This window comes from Paenibacillus oryzae (assembly GCF_001675045.1).
Classification (GTDB): domain Bacteria; phylum Bacillota; class Bacilli; order Paenibacillales; family Paenibacillaceae; genus Pristimantibacillus; species Pristimantibacillus oryzae.
The window spans coordinates 23,393-40,300 of sequence record NZ_LYPA01000024.1 but is presented as its reverse complement, the minus strand read 5'-3'; the positions used below and the strand labels follow the sequence as shown (position 1 = coordinate 40,300).

Sequence of the window (16,908 nt, the reverse complement as noted above, 5' to 3'; positions counted from 1 at the left end):
ATATTCCTCGCTAAATGCAAATCTCACCCGCTTTTGACCCTTTTTCGCTTCAATAAACGCATATATGCATAAAAAAAGACGAGGATATTCATCCCCGCCTGTTTTGGCACGCTCATTTTTCGTTAAAGGCCTATTCCCAGCAACCCTTGATTCGGTTCCATTGTTTCTTATTTATTGACAAAATAAGATACAACAAGAGCCAGAATGAAGAAGCCGGAAGCCAAGGCAACCGTCAAACGTTGCAGGAACAAGTCCAGGCCACGCGCTTTTTGCTTTCCGAACAAATGCTCAGCGCCGCCTGTAATCGCTCCGGACAACCCGGCGCTTTTACCCTTCTGCAGCAATACAACGGCAATCAGACCAATCGCAAATATAACAAGCACAATTTTCAATGCGACATCCATTCTATCCACCTCCAACAGCAGTCCGTAAAAACACGTAGTTTGATTGTACCATAGCTGCCATCAATATTCAATAGCACGTCCTAACCCAAACAAACTCAGAACTGAATAGAACAGGCACTCTTGCTGAGCTTATGTAAAACACCGGGCAACATTGTATAATCAAAATAAGCATCGGCATTTACTCCATTTAAACATCTGCTTGTCATTATTTTTTCAGGAGGCAACTATGGGAAATTACCACATGATTGGGATAAAAGGCAGCGGCATGAGTGCGCTGGCGCAAATTCTTTTTGACCTTAACCATAATGTTCAAGGTGAGGACATTGAAAGCTATCTTTTTACGCAGGCAGCCCTTGAATCACGAAATATTCCGCTTTACACGTTTGGGAGTGCGCCGCTTGCCCCGGACATGACTGCCATTGTATCCAATGCCTTTGATGAAAACCATGCATCCATTAGGAAATGCAAGGAGTTAGGCATTCCCGTATACCGGTATCATTATTTCCTGGGTGAATTCATTAAGTCGTACAACAGTATTGCTGTAACAGGATCTCACGGAAAAACCACAACCACCGGCATGATCGTACATACGTTAAACACCGAAAATCAGTTATGCAGTCTGATTGGAGACGGCACTGGCTTTGGCCATCCCGATTCAAATCTGTTTGTATTTGAAAGTTGTGAGTATAAGCGTCATTTTTTAGCTTACAAACCCGACATAGCTGTTATTACAAATATAGATTATGATCATCCAGATTATTTTTCGGATATAGATGACGTCAGACATGCCTTTCAGGAAATGGCTTTCCTGGCATCAAAGCATATTGTAGCTTGCGGAGACGATGAACAGGTGCGTTTACTAAACACCAACACGGAGGCCCTTTATTATGGCTTTGATATGCAAAATGAACTTAGAGCTTGCAACCTAACAACAGAAAGCCAGCAAACTTCTTTTGATGTCTATTATAAAGAAACCTTGTTGGACAGATTTCACATCCCGGCCTTCGGCAGGCATAATGTATTAAATGCCTTGGCAACCATTGGAGTTGCCCTAATACTTGATACGAATCTGAACATGGTGAAAGATCGCCTTGCTATCTTTTCAGGAGTTAAGCGACGATTTACCGAAAAGCTGTGGGGAACCAACGTTGTTATTGACGACTATGCCCATCATCCATCCGAGATTAAAGCAACGCTTGAAGCGGCAAAAAGTAAATATCCCGATAAAAAAATTGTTGCTATCTTTCAGCCTCACACATTTAGCCGGTTGGAGAAATTGTTGGATGACTTCGCAATGTCGCTTAAAGGTGCTGACGAGGTCTTTCTTTGTCCGATATTCGGTTCTGCGCGTGAGCATGCAGGGAATATCTCCATTGGCGACTTGAAAGACCGAATTCCCCATGCTGAATTAATTTCCGATAACGCGATGGCTGATTTAAGCGCCTATAGCGATACCATCCTTGTATTTATGGGGGCCGGAGACATTCAAAAATATCAAGAACAACTGCTCCAATCTTGACCGACAAGAATCAGTCTGCACATGAGGATGAACACGGGGCTGTCCGAAAAGTGGAACGAATAACTATTCAGCAGGCAGGGCCGGACCGGAAAGGGTGTCTTGAGGGCGAGTTTTTTTGCCTACTTATGTTTGAAGCTTCCAAGACGCCCTTTTCCGGGAGGGACCCTCACTCATAATCACTTAAGCAGGATTACGCAAGCCCAAGCTTCTGGAGAAATTGATAATTGGCTTTGGCGCTTTGCAAAGAAGAACCCTCGAAATTTTCCTGCTCCACAAACAAATAGTCTACAGCAGAGCGCTCAAGCTCCTTGATGTATTCCTCGCAATGCAGGACGCCTTCGCCCAATTCCGTATCCATCCTGCCATTTTTGAAATCCCGGATATGGGCAATCGGAACCCTTCCCCTGTACCGCTCCAGAAAGTCCGGCAAATCCCCTCCCGCCAGCATTAAATAACCAACGTCAAGCGCTGGAGCGAGCAGTTCCGACTCTTCGCAGACAGCTTCCATAATACGATCATAAGCCGGCCTGCCATCCACAAGCTTCCATTCATATTCATGATTATGCAAAGCCAGCTTCATGCCCGCCTTTAAGGCCTGCTCCCCGCAGCGCTTTAGAACACCGCTCAAAAATTCGATATCCTCCATAGAAGGACTTTCCTGCAAAGGGATCCATGGAACAACGATATAGCTTACGCCAAGCTCGTCGGCCATCTTCACCTGTCTGGCAAAATCGCTTTGCAGCTTGTTCAGCTCCTTGAAGTTTAACGCTACCAGCGTCGATGGGATGCTGATGCCCAGGGACTCCGCTCTATCCCTCAGACATTCCGGCTTGGCATTAAAATATCCCGCGGCTTCAATCGTTGCATAGCCGATCTCCGCTACCTTTTCCAGCGTGCCCATCATATCCCTTTCAATTTCATCCCTGAGCGAATACATCTGTAGACCTGCTGTCGGCTTCTTTTCCCCCACCTATACCGCCCCGCTTTTTTAACCTCATTATGTGCAGAAGAGCCGCATTTCATGATGACAACATCAAAAAGCCGCTTCCAGACAATGGCTTATGCCAATGTCCAAAAGCGGCTTTCTTGTTAAGCTTTAAGCAAAGCGTTGCTTAAGGGCTTGCTTATTTTTGCTTATTTGAAGCTTTTCAGGTTGTAGAACGCTGTTTTGCCGCCGTATTGAGCGGTGGAGCCCAGTTGGTCCTCGATGCGAAGCAGTTGGTTGTACTTCGCTACGCGGTCCGTACGGGAAGGAGCGCCTGTTTTGATTTGGCCAGCGTTTGTAGCAACTGCGATGTCAGCGATTGTGCTGTCTTCGCTTTCGCCGGAACGGTGGGAGATAACTGCTGTGTAGCCAGCGCGTTTTGCCATTTCGATAGCGTCGAAGGTTTCAGTCAGCGTGCCGATTTGGTTAACTTTAACCAGGATGGAGTTACCCACGCCTTTTTCGATACCGTCGGACAGACGCTCAGTGTTGGTTACGAACAAGTCGTCGCCAACCAGTTGAACTTTGTCGCCCAGTTTATCGGTAAGCAGCTTCCAACCTTCCCAATCGTCTTCGGAGCAGCCGTCTTCGATTGTGATGATTGGGTACTTCTCAACCCAGGAAGCAAGCAGATCAACGAATTCAGCTGGCGTGAAGGATTTGCCTTCGCCGGACAGCACATATTTGCCGTCTTTGAAGAACTCAGTGGAAGCAACGTCCATGCCCAGGAATACGTCAACGCCTGGCTTGTAGCCGGCTTTTTCGATTGCGGAGATGATGGTTGTGATCGCTTCTTCGTTGGAGCCCAGGTTAGGAGCGAAGCCGCCTTCGTCGCCAACAGCCGTGCTCAAGCCTTTGCTGTGCAGTACGGATTTCAGGTTGTGGAAGATTTCAGCGCCGATGCGAAGAGCTTCCTTGAAATCAGGTGCGCCAACAGGCAGGATCATGAACTCTTGAACGTCGATGTTGTTGTCGGCATGCTCGCCGCCGTTGATGATGTTCATCATTGGTACCGGAAGCGTTTTGGCATTGAAGCCGCCCAGGTACGTATACAAAGGCACATCCAGAGCGTCAGCAGCAGCGCGCGCTACAGCCATCGATACAGCCAAAATAGCGTTGGCGCCCAGCTTGCCTTTGTTTGGCGTGCCGTCCAGCGCGATCATTTTGCGGTCGATTGCCACTTGATCCAGCGCGTCCAATCCGATGATTTCCGGTGCGATAACCGAGTTCACATTGTCGACTGCTTTGGTTACGCCTTTGCCCAGGTAACGGGATTTGTCGCCGTCACGAAGCTCAACAGCCTCGTGAGCGCCGGTAGAGGCGCCGGATGGCACGATTGCGCGGCCTTTGCCGCCGGATTCCAGGGATACTTCAACTTCGACTGTAGGATTCCCGCGGGAATCCAGCACTTCGCGTGCGTATACGTCAACGATTACTGACATAATTGAATACACTCCTTTTGGTCTGAAAAAGTTTGGGTTGGTCATGCCTTTTATGCTAGCTCAAAAAGTCCGGCTTGAGGAGCTTTTTGGATAACCTCTTTTAGTCTACTATTTCTTGTCTACCAATGTCGAGCCAGTCATTTCCTCTGGCTGCGCAAGACCGATAAGATCCAGCAGCGTTGGCGAAATATCCGCCAAAATGCCGCCTTCGCGCAAGCTGAGGCCTTCACGGGTTACTATAAGCGGAACCGGATTTGTCGTATGCGCCGTATGAGGACGGCCATTTTCGTCAAATACCATGTCGGCATTGCCGTGATCCGCTGTAATGATGCAGACGCCGTCTTTGGCCAAAATAGCTTCTACAACCTTGCCCAGACATTCATCCGTTGCTTCAACCGCCTTGATAGTTGGCTCCAGCATACCGGAGTGGCCCACCATATCAGGGTTGGCGAAGTTCAGAATGATAACGTCATGCTTGTCAGCTTCGATCTCGCGAACTGTCGATTCCGCCAGCTCGTAAGCGCTCATCTCAGGCTTCAGGTCATACGTCGCAACCTTTGGCGAATTGATCAGCACGCGGGTTTCACCAGGCAATTCCTTGTCGCGTCCGCCGCTAAAGAAAAACGTAACGTGCGGATACTTTTCGGTCTCGGCTGTGCGAAGCTGGGTTTTGCCATTTTGCGCAAGCACCTCGCCAAGCGTGTTGTCCAGGTTTTTTGGCGAATAGGCAACAAAGCCGCCTACTGTCTCGCTGAACAGTGTCAAACATACAAAATGCAAGTTGACAGGACGTCCTTCGCCTCGCTCAAAGCCGCGGAAATCCTCGTTCGTGAATACTTGAGACAATTGAATGGCGCGGTCAGGACGGAAGTTGAAGAAAATAACGGAATCCTCGGACTGAACCAATCCTACCGGCTTGCCGTCTTCACCCGTAATAACCGTCGGCATAACGAATTCATCATAAACGGATTTTTCGTACGATTCAACGACCGCTTTAAGCGGATCCGTATACTGAGGACCTTCGCCATACACCATGGCGCGGTACGACTTCTCTACCCGCTCCCAGCGCTTGTCGCGGTCCATCGCGTAATAACGGCCTTGAACCGTTGCGATTTGGCCTACGCCAACCTCTTGAATCTTCGCTTGCAGACGCTCGACGTAGCCTTTTGCACTGTCCGGCGCTACATCGCGGCCATCCAGGAAAGCATGGATAAACACCTTATCCAGGCCTTCGCGTTTCGCCAGCTCCAGCAAAGCGAACAGGTGCTCAATATGGCTGTGTACGCCGCCGTCGGACAGCAAGCCGTACAGATGCAGGTTTTTGCCGTTGGCTTTGGCATGGCGCACCGCTGCAAGCAGCGTTTCGTTCTCGAAAAATTCGCCATCGCGGATCGACTTGGAAATGCGAGTCAAATCCTGATAAACGATACGGCCCGCGCCGATGTTCAAATGGCCAACCTCGGAGTTGCCCATTTGACCTTCCGGCAGGCCTACCGCTTCGCCGCTGGCTGTCAGCGTCGTATGCGGATATTGATTCCAGTAGCGGTCATAGTTCGGTTTTTTCGCTTGAGCAACCGCATTGCCCGTTACATCGTTGCGAAGTCCGAATCCGTCCAGGATGATCAGCGCTGCAGGTTTGCGGGAGGCCATCTTACTTAGCCCCCTCGATCAGAGCGATGTAGGAGGCTGGCTCAAGGCTGGCTCCGCCTACAAGCGCGCCGTCGATATCAGCTTCGCCCAGATATTCTGCAACAGTGTTTGGCTTCACGCTGCCGCCGTATTGGATACGCACTTTTTCTGCAACCGCTTCGTCGTACAGACCCGCGATAACACTGCGGATGTAGCCGATAACGTCCTGCGCGTCAGCCGCATTGGAGGATTTGCCAGTGCCGATCGCCCAGATTGGCTCGTAAGCAACAACAACCTCGGCTGCTTGCTCAGCGGACAGGCCTTTAAAAGCTCCCTCCGTCTGCACTTTGCAAACGTCCTTCGTAGCGCCGCTTTCGCGCTCCTCCAGCTTTTCGCCTACGCAAACGATTGGAGTCAAGCCGTGCTTGAATGCCGCATGGGTTTTCTTGTTGACGATTTCGTCGCTTTCCAGGAAATATTCACGACGCTCGGAATGGCCGATAATGACATATTTCACACCGAGGTCCTTCAGCATTACGCCGCTGATTTCTCCTGTGAATGCGCCATTGTCCTCAAAATGAAGGTTTTGCGCGCCGATTGCAATTGTGGTGCCTTTAGCAGCTTCAACGAGCGCCGGAAGCGCCGTAAAAGGAGCGCAAATCACGCTTTCCACGCCAGCTACTTCCGCTTTGCCTTTTACTTCTGCAAAAAAGGAAGTTGCTTCGGAAACCGTTTTGAACATTTTCCAGTTGCCTGCAATAATAGGTGTTCTGCTCACTCAAATGACCTCCTTCAAAAAAATTTATTTATCGTTAAGGGCAACAACGCCTGGAAGTGCTTTGCCTTCCATAAACTCCAGGGAAGCGCCGCCGCCTGTGGAGATAAAGTCCATTTTGTCAGCCAGGCCGAATTTCTCAGCAGCTGCAGCGGAGTCGCCGCCGCCGATTACGGTGTAGCCAGTTGTGTCGGCGCAAGCTTGTGCCACTGCAATAGTGCCGTGAGCGAATGGCTCGATTTCGAATACGCCCATAGGTCCGTTCCAAACAACCAGCTTGGAGTTTTTGATCACGTCTGCATACAGCTCGCGAGTTTTAGGACCGATGTCGATGCCTTCCCAGCCGGCAGGAATGCCGCTTGCATCAACGACTTGCGTGTTTGCGGAAGCGCTGAAATCATCGGAAGCTACAATGTCAACCGGAATCAGGAAGTTTTTGCCCAGCTTTTTGGCTTTTTCGATAAACTCAAGAGCCAGGTCAAGCTTGCTGTTGTCAACCAGGGAGTTTCCGATTTCATGGCCTTGAGCCTTGAAGAATGTATAGGACAAGCCGCCGCCGATCAAAATGTTGTCAGCGATCTCCAGCATTTTGTCGATAACTGCGATTTTGTCTTTTACTTTGGAGCCGCCAACAATAGCCGTGAACGGACGCTCAGGGTTGTTCAGCGCTTTGCCAAGTACATCCAGCTCTCTCTCCATCAGCAGGCCGGATACGGCAGGGAGGATATGCGCGATGCCTTCTGTGGAAGCATGAGCACGGTGAGCCGCGCCAAATGCGTCGTTCACGAACAGGTCAGCCAGTTCTGCAAATGCTTTAGCCAGCTCAGGATCGTTTTTCTCTTCGCCCGGGTAGAAACGAACGTTTTCAAGCAAGAGCACGTCGCCGTTGCCAAGCGCCGCAATTTGGCCTTTAACTGTATCGCCAATCGCTTCGTTAGCCTTTACAACCGGTTTGCCCAGCAGCTCGGACAAACGAGCAGCGGAAGCCGTATGGCGAAGCTCTTCAACCACTTTGCCGTCAGGACGTCCAAGATGGCTTGCCAAAATAACTTTAGCGCCTTTTTCAATCAGAAAGTTGATTGTAGGCAGCGTTTCGCGAATCCGTTTGTCGTCGGTAATTTTGCCGTTTTCGATTGGAACGTTAAAGTCGACGCGCACAAACACTCTTTTGCCAGCCAGTTCCGCTACATCACGAATACTTTTTTTGTTCATCGTATGTTCCCCCATACCCTGAATTTTTGGTTGCCGTTATATAAGTTCAACGCCCATATATAAAGAGCGGAAACAATAACGACTGTTTCCGCTCTATGGCGTTGCTTACGTGTTGGCTGTTATTACTTAGCCAGTTTTGCGAAATGCTCCAATGTGCGAACCAATTGAGCTGTGTAGGACATTTCGTTGTCGTACCAAGCTACTGTTTTAACCAGTTGTTGGTCGCCAACAGTCAGAACTTTAGTTTGCGTAGCATCGAACAGGGAACCAAAAGTGATGCCCACGATGTCGGAAGAAACGATTTCATCTTCTGTGTAGCCGAATGTTTGAGCGTCGGAAGCTGCTTTCATAGCTGCGTTAACTTCTTCAGCTGTTACTTTTTTCTCCAGAACCGTTACCAGCTCAGTCAGGGAGCCTGTAGGCGTAGGAACGCGTTGTGCAGCGCCGTCCAGCTTGCCTTGCAGTTCAGGGATAACCAGGCCGATTGCTTTAGCAGCGCCAGTTGTGTTAGGGATGATGTTTTCAGCAGCTGCGCGAGCGCGACGGAAGTCGCCTTTAGGATGCGGAGCATCCAAAGTGTTTTGGTCGCCAGTGTAAGCGTGAATAGTAGTCATCAGGCCTTGAACGATGCCGAATTTGTCTTGCAGCGTTTTAGCCATAGGAGCCAGACAGTTGGTTGTGCAGGAAGCGCCGGAGATTACAGTCTCGGAGCCGTCAAGGATGTTATGGTTAACGTTGTACACGATGGTTTTCATGTCGCCAGTTGCAGGAGCGGAGATAACGACTTTTTTAGCGCCGCCTTTAAGGTGCTTTTCAGCAGCTTCTTTAGTTGTGAAGAAGCCTGTGCACTCCAGAACGATGTCTACGCCTAGGTCGCCCCAAGGAAGCTCTTCAGGGTTGCGGTTAGCCAGAACTTTAACTTCTTTGCCGTTCACTTTGAAGAAGCCGTCATGAACTTCAACTTCGCCGTCGAAGCGGCCTTGTGTTGTGTCATATTTCAGAAGGTGCGCCAACATTTTAGCGTCGGTCAAATCGTTGATTGCAACTACTTCAATGCCTTCTACGTTCTGAATGCGACGGAATGCCAAGCGTCCAATACGTCCAAATCCGTTAATACCAACTTTAACTGTCATGAGTGATTGCCTCCTAAGCATTTTTAAAATGCAAATATATTTCAAGACGTTCCGCATGCAGCGCCGATTGGCGCCTTCGCTTCGCGTCATGATGCCTTAAGTACTTCCCAGGCCGGGCAGCAGCACGGCTGCCATGGTGCTTATTTTGTTTCCTGTTCGATCAATTCGACAATTTCCAAGGCTGCGGCTTCGTCTGTGACAAGAACGTCATCCTGGCCGAAACGCATAATCGCCGCGATAGCTTCACCCTTATTTTTACCGCCCGCAACGGCAATCACTAACTCAGTGTTCGCAATATCCTCCAGACGTAACCCTACCGTCTGCATTTTGTGAACGACCGAGCCGTTACGGTCAAAATAAAACCCGAATGCCTCCGCCAAAGCGCCTTCCGCAGTCATTTCCTGTACGGCGCCTTGTTCCAGCTTTCTTCGCCTCGCCATAACCATCGCATCGCCGATGCCGTGCACAACGATTCTTGCGCTTCGGATCACATCCACGATTTCTCGGATATTGGGCTCTTGCATCAGGGAAGCAAAGGCTTCTTCCCCCAGATGGTCCGGCACATGCAGCATCCGGTATTGCCCGCCGATCCGCTTCGCCATCATAGACGCCAGCGTGTTGGCCTGGTAATCCAGACTTTCGCCAAGACCGCCTCGGGCAGGGACAAACCATACATCCTTCATTGCGGTTCCGGTAGTCAGCTGGCTGGCAACCTGCGCCATCGTAGTACCGCCCGTAATCGCCACAACATCGTTGGAGCGAAGCTCTCCTCTAAGCACATGGCAGGCGGCTTTTCCAAGCTCCCGCTTGCTTACAATGGAAGCCTCCGAATCGCCCGGCACAACTGCAACCTGCTTAAGGCCGTAATGCCGCTTGATTTTCTCTCCAAGCTCCGAGAGGCCAAACAGGGATTTGTACATTGGCTCCAGCTCTTCCAGCACCATCTTGCCGGCTTCACTAATCATCATGCCGGCGGGATGAATCTCCAGCAGGCCTTGCTCCTTCAGGAAGTCCGTTTCAGCGCGAAGCATCCTTTCCGTCATCTGCAAGGCATTAGCCAACGTACGGCGACCAATGATATCAGACAGCATAATCTGGCTTAAAATCAGATATCGCTTCCTCATCACTTCCAGAAGTTCCGGCACAAGCTGCTGCTGCAGTTCAATGAGCTGACGCATCTCTTATCCTTCACTCCATCGGTAAAGCGCCTGGACAATTTCTGTCCCGCATACTCAATTTTAGTCCCACCTCTATTTTAACCAAAATGCAAAGCCCCTGCAAGTAGCAAAAAGGACATGTAAGCGATTACCGTCATCATTTTCACAAAATTAATTTTGCCAGACGCCTTGATTTACATACTGATTTATTATATAATCACTTTTGCTACTGTTTTTTGTTGCAATTTCAATATGCGCCCGTGGTCCAATGGATATGACGTAGGCCTCCGGAGCCTGAGATCTAGGTTCGATTCCTAGCGGGCGCGCCATAATAACTTCAACAACAATTTCAACAGCAGCATTGTCCGCATCATATTAGCTTTTACTTACATAATCACGCTGCTTAACGTACACCTAAACATAACCACAACTAGCATGAATCAGGTTTATGACCTGCGTTCATGCTTTTTTTATATCCATTCATCCTTTCTTTTATCTTGTGCACACTTTTTCTCGTATCTGTACACACTTTCTTTTACCCTGAATGTTCCTTCCTGTAACGTTGCGTTTTCTGCTTTCCAGTTTATCCCTTTGTATGCTATACTCCCTGCGGGAGAGTGATTTCTTATTTATAAACAGAAGCTTTCAATGGAAGAATTAGCGTCAATGCCGCAGGAAAAACTTGGAGCGTTTTGCTTCAGGCCCATGATTGGGGCGTACAAGGAAAAAATGTCCGTTACGGAGCTGGAAGAAAGCGCGGCGGTTAAAGAACAGTTTTACAATGAGTTGACGACCGATCAACAAGCGCTGTTCTCATTTTTTGTTTATTATTATCACGCCGTTGATCCGCTGGACGAATACTTTTGGTGGAATGCCTATTTCCTGGCACAACCCAAAATATGGTCCGGTACTAAAGCAGCGCTGAACTATTTTGACGACACTGTGCAGTTGCAGCTGCTCGAAAAGGTGGAGGGCGCATTGCTGAGCTGGGGGCAGCCGACAAGTTTAACGGATTTCCAGACCACACGCGAGGATCTGGCCAAACACGAGGAATGGCTGGCGGCCATGAGCTCCTTTCACCTCTCATTCCTAGAGGCGGCTCCAAACAGTCTGAGGCTGATTGGTGCGCATATATTGACTCGTCCCGAATCTTTTTTTGATTTGGAATAAAGCCTACCGTCTTTGGCAAAAGGAAAAGTTGTCACTTTACTCTAACGGACATTTGCGGCCTTTAAACGTTACTTTTTACACGAAAACAGTTTCTAATGGTCATTGGCGACCGTAAAAGCCTATTTCCACCCCCTTATGCCCAGCTTTTCATTGGCAAAGGACAAAAGTGACCGTTACAGATTAGGAAACTAGCCATTTGAGGTTCTGGCGGTCATAAATGACCGTTACAGAACAGGAATATATCCATCTGAGGCTCAGACGGTCGTAAATGACCATTACAGAACTGGAATATATCCATCTGAGGCCCTGCGGTCATGGACGACCGATGGTTTGCTGCGGGGGTAGTTACAGCGATAGATATGAAACAAGCGTGTCCGGCAAACCGCCAGGCACGCTTGTTTGTTTCTCTCCGCATATAAGCTTTACCAAACGCAAGCTATCCGCTATGCCAATAAAATATGTACCCAAAAGATAAGTTCCAAAAGATAAGCCTCAAAAGATAAATTCTCATTTCCAAAAATGAACTACAGCAATATTAACCAACGCTTACGAATCAATACTTCACTTCAAACTGCGCATTCTTCACCCATTCGCCGCGAAGAAAGTCACGTCCTTTTACGCAAACACGATTGGGATACACCTCTACATAAAAGCCTTGGCTGCCTGTAATGGTTTCACCCTCGTCGCTCCACAAATAAGCGACGGAAGCCGCGTTAAACATATCCGGCAGACGGTTTCCCCCTTCAAAATGCGTGTGCTCCGATTCCAGCTGCCAATGGGTATGGCCCGTGAACAAAATGGCGTTGGGATATTTCCCTAGCACCTTCCGCAGCTCCTCGTCCTCAACCACTCCGTGCCACTGCTGGCGTTCAAGCGATCCGGCGACTGTATTAAGCAATGGCTGGTGCAGAAAAACAAATACAGGACGATCAGGCGTCCCTTGGTCGCACAGCTTTTGATCCAGCCATTGAAGCTGCTCACCGGATAACGAGCAATGCAGCTCCAGATTTTTTTCCGTTCCCAGAAAAATAAAGTGATACCCCCCGATCCAATGATCATGATAGGGACCAGACATGCCGGAATGCCTCAAAAAGCGTTGGAGCCGGTCCTCCCAAACGCCAAGACGAACATCATGGTTTCCCATCGTTGCGTATAGGGGCGGCAATTGAGCCTCAAATTTCCTCCAGATAGAGGCCATCGCATCGTATTCAGATGGAAAACCGTTATCCGTCAAATCGCCTGCATGCATAATACCGCAGGAATTCACTCCGTTTGCCGCAATATCACGAAGCGCCAGTCCAAAATGCCTGTTATAGGTTAGATCGCCCTCTGCACGAATATGGGTGTCCGTAATGACCTGAAACGACAGTATCGGCTTATCCTCCAGCGCATTGCTGTTAAATCCCTTCATTGGGTTCCCTCTTTCTTTTTTAACACTTCATGCCTCATCCTCGCTTATGGCCAATTCCTGATATCCCGTTATGCAGACATCCGCACCTTCAAGCGGAGCCGCATCTCCCCCGGGACCGTCTTGAATACCGATGGCGATAGCAATTCCAGCACTTTTGGCCATTGCCATATCGCCTCCGGTGTCGCCGATAACGGCTGCACGCGAGGGGTGCACGCCCAACTTCCCGCACGCCAGAAGCGCCATATCGGGAAACGGCTTGCTGCGCTCCACTCCATCGGCTCCAATGCACACATCAAAATAATCACGAATGCCTAGCCATGCCAAATGCTTTTCTGCTGCTGCAGTATCATCCGCGGTAACGACGGCCAGCTTCAGCCCATGGGAGCGGCAGTGCTCCACAAAGGAAAGAGCGCCTGGTAGCGGCAGCGCCGGACGCTCTGCCTCTAACGTTTTATCAGCATCCTGCTTGCTGGCGTATGCCTCCTCCATCGCCTGAGCCCAGGACGCCCCGGCCCGGTAGCCTTGCCACGCCAGCACCGCCAGCAGCTGATCGATCGTTCCCATCGCAAGCGGTCCGTTCCGGTCATAATCCGCAGATCTTCCGTTTTCAGCATCGCTAACACCCAATATGCTGGCTCCGTCCAGCGAAACCTCATTTCCAAGCTTTTCCGTTAAACGGGCCGAGTAGGAGGCCAACAAATGCCGGCTCCATACTCCCCAAGTGCCCATAAATTGCAGTAATGTACCGTCCTTATCGAACAAAATGGCGTCAACCGGATAACGTCTGTCTTTTACTACAAGCTGCGGCATGCCCATCTCCCTTTCTGTCCAATCGTCGCCACACGGCCTAGATGCCGCAACGACTTCCCCGTTTATTGCTATTCAGCCTGCCCAGCTCACGCTGCGCGGTATTAATGCCGTTTTTTCTATGGTATCCTTACGATAATACATCAGTTGAGCCTTTCCGTACATCTCGCTGCTCGCAAAGCAGAAGTCAAATAAACCGCCGTATTCTTCGGTATTCGTTTAATGAAAATTAGTGCTCAGACCACTCTTAATCTAATTGACTTTGACCTTCTTTGACTTTTTCAAAATAATCCGTTATTATAAATTTACACATCACCAAATCCATTACGTTTATGATGAAGAGGAGGCTTGGTTAAGCATGAATTTTGTGCCTATGGTTATTGAACAAAGCAATCGCGGAGAACGTTCCTACGATATTTACTCCCGCCTCTTGAAGGATCGTATTATTTTTCTGGGCTCGGGTGTTAATGATGTGGTAGCCAACTCCATTATTGCGCAGATGCTGTTCCTGGCAGCTGAAGACCCGGAGAAGGATATCTCGTTATACATCAACAGCCCCGGCGGCTCCATTACAGCCGGCATGGCTATTTACGATACGATGCAATACATTAAACCTGATGTTTCCACTATCTGCGTAGGCATGGCGGCTTCCATGGGCGCATTCCTGCTGACGGCAGGCGCAAAGGGCAAGCGTTATGCGCTGCCTAACAGCGAAGTGATGATCCATCAGCCGCTGGGCGGAGCCGAAGGCCAGGCAAGCGATATCGAAATTCGCGCTCGCCGCATCCTGAAGATGCGCGATAAGCTGAACCACATCCTTGCAGATCGTTCCGGCCAGCCGCTGGACCGTATCGAAAAGGATACCGACCGCGATTACTTCATGAGCGCGGCCGAGGCTCAAGAATACGGCCTTGTTGATAAAGTAATCGAAAGAGTCTGATCATACGCTGTTTCAATTAAATCCCTAGTTGCCCCTCGGCGGCTCGGGATTTTTTTGTATTTCGCGAGATTGTGACGCGTTTCATTGACAATTATAGAAAAAAGGGAATTTCCTCCGTGATTTTATTGCATTAGCAAGTTGTTCCAACCTATAATCAGAAGTGTCGGAACTCACAATCGCATCCTGAGGTGAATTTATGGAAGTAGAAGCGTTAAACAAGGTCGAGCAGCTTGCCTTGAAGAAGTTTCGCGTTTATCAGAACAGCATCTGGCGTTATTTGTCCCGCTCCATGCTTGCCAGCATGTTTATCGGGTTTGGCGTCATCGTTGCGTTCAAAACAGGCAGCTTCTTCTATATGGAGCATTCTCCTCTGACCTACCCCATGGCGGCGATTACCTTCGGAGCAGCTATCATCCTCATCAGCTACGGCGGCGGCGATCTTTTCACCGGCAACACGTTTTATTACACCTATGCCACGCTGCGCAAGTCGATGAGATGGCGTGATACCGTCCGGCTGTGGTGCCTCAGCTACCTTGGCAACATTATGGGAGCGGCTGCCTTTGCGCTGCTGATCTGGACAACCGGCTTGTTTGCCAGTACCGACGTCAACGCCTTTTTGCTGGAGGTTGTCCACAAAAAAATGAATGCCCCCGTATCGGAGCTGTTTTTCCGGGCCATTCTATGTAACTGGCTGGTGTGCCTCGCTTTTTTTGTTCCGATGTCCATGAAAGGCGACGGGGCCAAAATGTTTTCCATGATGCTGTTTGTTTTCTGCTTTTTTATTTCTGGCTACGAACACAGCATCGCCAATTTATGTACGTTTGCTATCGCATTTGTGCTGGATCCTGCTAATTTCTCCTATGTCGGAGCTTTTCGCAATATCATTCCGGTTACGGCGGGCAATCTCATTGGCGGAGGCTTGCTGATGGGGGTTATGTATCATTACGTCAATAAGCCGTATTTTGAATCTGACAAATAAGGGGAGTGTCATGACATGAAAAAATCTAAAATCGTCGTTATTGGAACGGGAGCCGTTGGCTCTACTACTGCTTATACGCTGCTGCTTCGCAATCGCATGGACGAGCTGGTCCTCATTGACGCCAATCATAATAAAGCGGCGGGCGATGCGCTGGACATGAACCATGGCATGGCGTTTCTGGGACAAGCCGATGTATGGGCGGGCTCCTATGCCGACTGCGCAGGCGCGGATATCATCATCATTACGGCTGGAGCCGCACAAAAGCCGGGTGAATCCCGTACCGATCTGCTGAAGCGGAACGTCGCTATTTTTGACAGCATTATCGAGCAGGTGCTTCCTTACAATAAGGACGCCATTCTCCTCATTGCCTCCAACCCGGTTGACATCATGAGCTACATGGCTTACCGCAAAGCTGGCTTGCCGGTAGAGCGCGTCATCGGCTCCGGCACATTGCTGGACAGCGGCCGTTTCCGCTACTTGATCGGGCAAAAGCTGAACATCGACCCACGCAGCGTTCACGCCCACATTGTCGGCGAACACGGCGATTCCGAGCTGCCGCTGTGGAGCTTGGCCAACGTTGCAGGCTCTGAGCTTCAGCTAACGGATGCCGAGCGCGAGGAAGTATTTTCGAATACGCGTGACGCCGCCTACCAGATCATTGAAGCAAAAGGCGCAACCTATTATGCCATCGCCTTGGCGCTTGACCGGATTTGTACAGCGATTCTCAGCGACGAAGGCGCTGTGCTGAATGTCTCTACTTTGCTGAACGACTACCATGGCGTATCCGACGTTTATCTCGGGGTACCTTGCGTAATCGACCGTAGCGGTGTGAGAAAAATTATGGATATCACGATCTCCGAGGAAGAAAAAGTGCTATTCCACAAATCCGCGGATAAAATTAAAGGCCTGATTGCCACTCTTCAACTGTAAGGACTAACGAAAAAAGAGCCTTCAACCGCCGCTTGGCTGCGTTTGAGGGCTCTTTTTTCCGTACATGTATAGTTCGAGCTATTGGTTCTCAAGCTCTTCCTTGCTCACCAATGCCACTAAAGCGTTAACAGCTTGCTCGGCATCCGAACCTTCTGCACTAATCGAGATTTCAGTACCGGAACTGATCGCAAGGCTCATAATGCCCATAATGGACTTGGCATTAACCTTCTTATCGTCCTTTTCCACAAATACCTCGGAGGAAAATTTGTTCGCTTCTTGTACGAATAGCGCTGCTGGTCTCGCATGAAGCCCCGTCTTCAGACGAACGACAACCGGTAGCCTTGTCATGTAAAACATACCCCCTATATTTTACTAAATCATTAGCATGTGATGTATAAAAACCCATTTCGTCTTA

The 16,908-nt window shown here is 49.5% G+C and carries 16 protein-coding genes and 1 tRNA gene; 6 read left to right on the top strand and 11 right to left on the bottom strand.

Annotation, left to right across the window (positions count from 1 at the left end; genetic code table 11):
* Positions 1-167 precede the first annotated feature (167 nt).
* The gene (gene secG, locus A7K91_RS01460) at positions 168-404 is read right to left on the bottom strand and encodes a preprotein translocase subunit SecG (RefSeq protein ID WP_068678944.1); all 237 of its coding nucleotides are present in this window, start codon (positions 402-404) and stop codon (positions 168-170) included.
* A gap of 226 nt (positions 405-630) precedes the next feature.
* Here secG and murC point away from each other — a divergent pair, with 226 nt between their 5' ends.
* Positions 631-1,923 (top strand): UDP-N-acetylmuramate--L-alanine ligase, encoded by a 1,293-nt coding sequence (gene murC / locus A7K91_RS01455; RefSeq protein ID WP_068678942.1) that lies wholly within the window; start codon positions 631-633, stop codon positions 1,921-1,923.
* A 190-nt stretch (positions 1,924-2,113) separates the two neighbouring features.
* Here the strand turns inward: murC and A7K91_RS01450 are convergent, their stop codons facing one another.
* The 7 genes from A7K91_RS01450 to A7K91_RS01420 form a co-directional block, all read right to left on the bottom strand.
* A complete protein-coding gene (locus A7K91_RS01450) occupies positions 2,114-2,893 on the bottom strand; it encodes a sugar phosphate isomerase/epimerase family protein (protein ID WP_156739246.1) in 780 nt (259 codons plus the stop codon).
* Positions 2,894-3,057: 164 nt separating this feature from the next.
* Entirely contained in the window at positions 3,058-4,350 is a 1,293-nt protein-coding gene (gene eno / locus A7K91_RS01445) for a phosphopyruvate hydratase (protein ID WP_068678938.1), read from the bottom strand.
* 108 nt (positions 4,351-4,458) lie between these two features.
* Entirely contained in the window at positions 4,459-6,000 is a 1,542-nt protein-coding gene (gene gpmI / locus A7K91_RS01440; protein ID WP_068678936.1) for a 2,3-bisphosphoglycerate-independent phosphoglycerate mutase, read from the bottom strand.
* 1 nt (position 6,001) lies between these two features.
* On the bottom strand, positions 6,002-6,757 hold the full coding sequence (gene tpiA / locus A7K91_RS01435) for a triose-phosphate isomerase (RefSeq protein WP_082967167.1): 756 nt from the start codon (positions 6,755-6,757) through the stop codon (positions 6,002-6,004).
* A 24-nt stretch (positions 6,758-6,781) separates the two neighbouring features.
* Positions 6,782-7,966, bottom strand: a complete 1,185-nt coding sequence (locus tag A7K91_RS01430; RefSeq protein ID WP_068678934.1) for a phosphoglycerate kinase — start codon at positions 7,964-7,966, stop codon at positions 6,782-6,784.
* Positions 7,967-8,088: 122 nt separating this feature from the next.
* Positions 8,089-9,099, bottom strand: a complete 1,011-nt coding sequence (gene gap / locus A7K91_RS01425) for a type I glyceraldehyde-3-phosphate dehydrogenase (RefSeq protein ID WP_068678932.1) — start codon at positions 9,097-9,099, stop codon at positions 8,089-8,091.
* A gap of 140 nt (positions 9,100-9,239) precedes the next feature.
* Positions 9,240-10,277, bottom strand: coding sequence for a sugar-binding transcriptional regulator (locus tag A7K91_RS01420; RefSeq protein WP_068678930.1), 1,038 nt, complete (start codon positions 10,275-10,277; stop codon positions 9,240-9,242).
* A 233-nt stretch (positions 10,278-10,510) separates the two neighbouring features.
* On the opposite strand from A7K91_RS01420, the gene A7K91_RS01415 reads away from it, so the two are divergent.
* Positions 10,511-10,585, top strand: a tRNA-Arg gene (locus A7K91_RS01415).
* A gap of 337 nt (positions 10,586-10,922) precedes the next feature.
* On the top strand, positions 10,923-11,426 hold the full coding sequence (locus A7K91_RS01410; protein ID WP_156739244.1) for a hypothetical protein: 504 nt from the start codon (positions 10,923-10,925) through the stop codon (positions 11,424-11,426).
* 553 nt (positions 11,427-11,979) lie between these two features.
* Here A7K91_RS01410 and A7K91_RS01405 read toward each other — a convergent pair.
* Positions 11,980-12,837: a metallophosphoesterase family protein gene (locus tag A7K91_RS01405; RefSeq protein ID WP_068678926.1), complete on the bottom strand. Its 858-nt coding sequence runs from the start codon at positions 12,835-12,837 to the stop codon at positions 11,980-11,982.
* A gap of 27 nt (positions 12,838-12,864) precedes the next feature.
* Positions 12,865-13,647, bottom strand: coding sequence for an HAD family hydrolase (locus A7K91_RS01400; RefSeq protein ID WP_068678924.1), 783 nt, complete (start codon positions 13,645-13,647; stop codon positions 12,865-12,867).
* Between the two features lie 355 nt (positions 13,648-14,002).
* On the opposite strand from A7K91_RS01400, the gene clpP reads away from it, so the two are divergent.
* The 3 genes from clpP to A7K91_RS01385 all read left to right on the top strand — a co-directional run bounded on the left by clpP (position 14,003) and on the right by A7K91_RS01385 (position 16,493).
* The gene (clpP, locus tag A7K91_RS01395) at positions 14,003-14,584 is read left to right on the top strand and encodes an ATP-dependent Clp endopeptidase proteolytic subunit ClpP (RefSeq protein WP_068678922.1); all 582 of its coding nucleotides are present in this window, start codon (positions 14,003-14,005) and stop codon (positions 14,582-14,584) included.
* 196 nt (positions 14,585-14,780) lie between these two features.
* On the top strand, positions 14,781-15,563 hold the full coding sequence (locus A7K91_RS01390) for a formate/nitrite transporter family protein (RefSeq protein ID WP_068678920.1): 783 nt from the start codon (positions 14,781-14,783) through the stop codon (positions 15,561-15,563).
* Positions 15,564-15,578: 15 nt separating this feature from the next.
* Entirely contained in the window at positions 15,579-16,493 is a 915-nt protein-coding gene (locus A7K91_RS01385; RefSeq protein ID WP_068678918.1) for an L-lactate dehydrogenase, read from the top strand.
* Positions 16,494-16,571: 78 nt separating this feature from the next.
* Here the strand turns inward: A7K91_RS01385 and A7K91_RS01380 are convergent, their stop codons facing one another.
* Positions 16,572-16,841, bottom strand: coding sequence for an HPr family phosphocarrier protein (locus A7K91_RS01380; protein ID WP_068678916.1), 270 nt, complete (start codon positions 16,839-16,841; stop codon positions 16,572-16,574).
* Positions 16,842-16,908: the final 67 nt, after the last annotated feature.

Coding starts and splice junctions, on each gene's coding strand:
- gpmI (WP_068678936.1), bottom strand. CDS start 6,000: ATGGCCTCCCGCAAACCTGCAGCGCTGATCATCCTGGACGGATTCGGA.
- murC (WP_068678942.1), top strand. CDS start 631: ATGGGAAATTACCACATGATTGGGATAAAAGGCAGCGGCATGAGTGCG.
- A7K91_RS01400 (WP_068678924.1), bottom strand. CDS start 13,647: ATGCCGCAGCTTGTAGTAAAAGACAGACGTTATCCGGTTGACGCCATT.
- A7K91_RS01405 (WP_068678926.1), bottom strand. CDS start 12,837: ATGAAGGGATTTAACAGCAATGCGCTGGAGGATAAGCCGATACTGTCG.
- A7K91_RS01390 (WP_068678920.1), top strand. CDS start 14,781: ATGGAAGTAGAAGCGTTAAACAAGGTCGAGCAGCTTGCCTTGAAGAAG.
- eno (WP_068678938.1), bottom strand. CDS start 4,350: ATGTCAGTAATCGTTGACGTATACGCACGCGAAGTGCTGGATTCCCGC.
- secG (WP_068678944.1), bottom strand. CDS start 404: ATGGATGTCGCATTGAAAATTGTGCTTGTTATATTTGCGATTGGTCTG.
- A7K91_RS01385 (WP_068678918.1), top strand. CDS start 15,579: ATGAAAAAATCTAAAATCGTCGTTATTGGAACGGGAGCCGTTGGCTCT.
- A7K91_RS01380 (WP_068678916.1), bottom strand. CDS start 16,841: ATGACAAGGCTACCGGTTGTCGTTCGTCTGAAGACGGGGCTTCATGCG.
- A7K91_RS01420 (WP_068678930.1), bottom strand. CDS start 10,277: ATGCGTCAGCTCATTGAACTGCAGCAGCAGCTTGTGCCGGAACTTCTG.
- clpP (WP_068678922.1), top strand. CDS start 14,003: ATGAATTTTGTGCCTATGGTTATTGAACAAAGCAATCGCGGAGAACGT.
- gap (WP_068678932.1), bottom strand. CDS start 9,099: ATGACAGTTAAAGTTGGTATTAACGGATTTGGACGTATTGGACGCTTG.
- A7K91_RS01410 (WP_156739244.1), top strand. CDS start 10,923: ATGCCGCAGGAAAAACTTGGAGCGTTTTGCTTCAGGCCCATGATTGGG.
- A7K91_RS01430 (WP_068678934.1), bottom strand. CDS start 7,966: ATGAACAAAAAAAGTATTCGTGATGTAGCGGAACTGGCTGGCAAAAGA.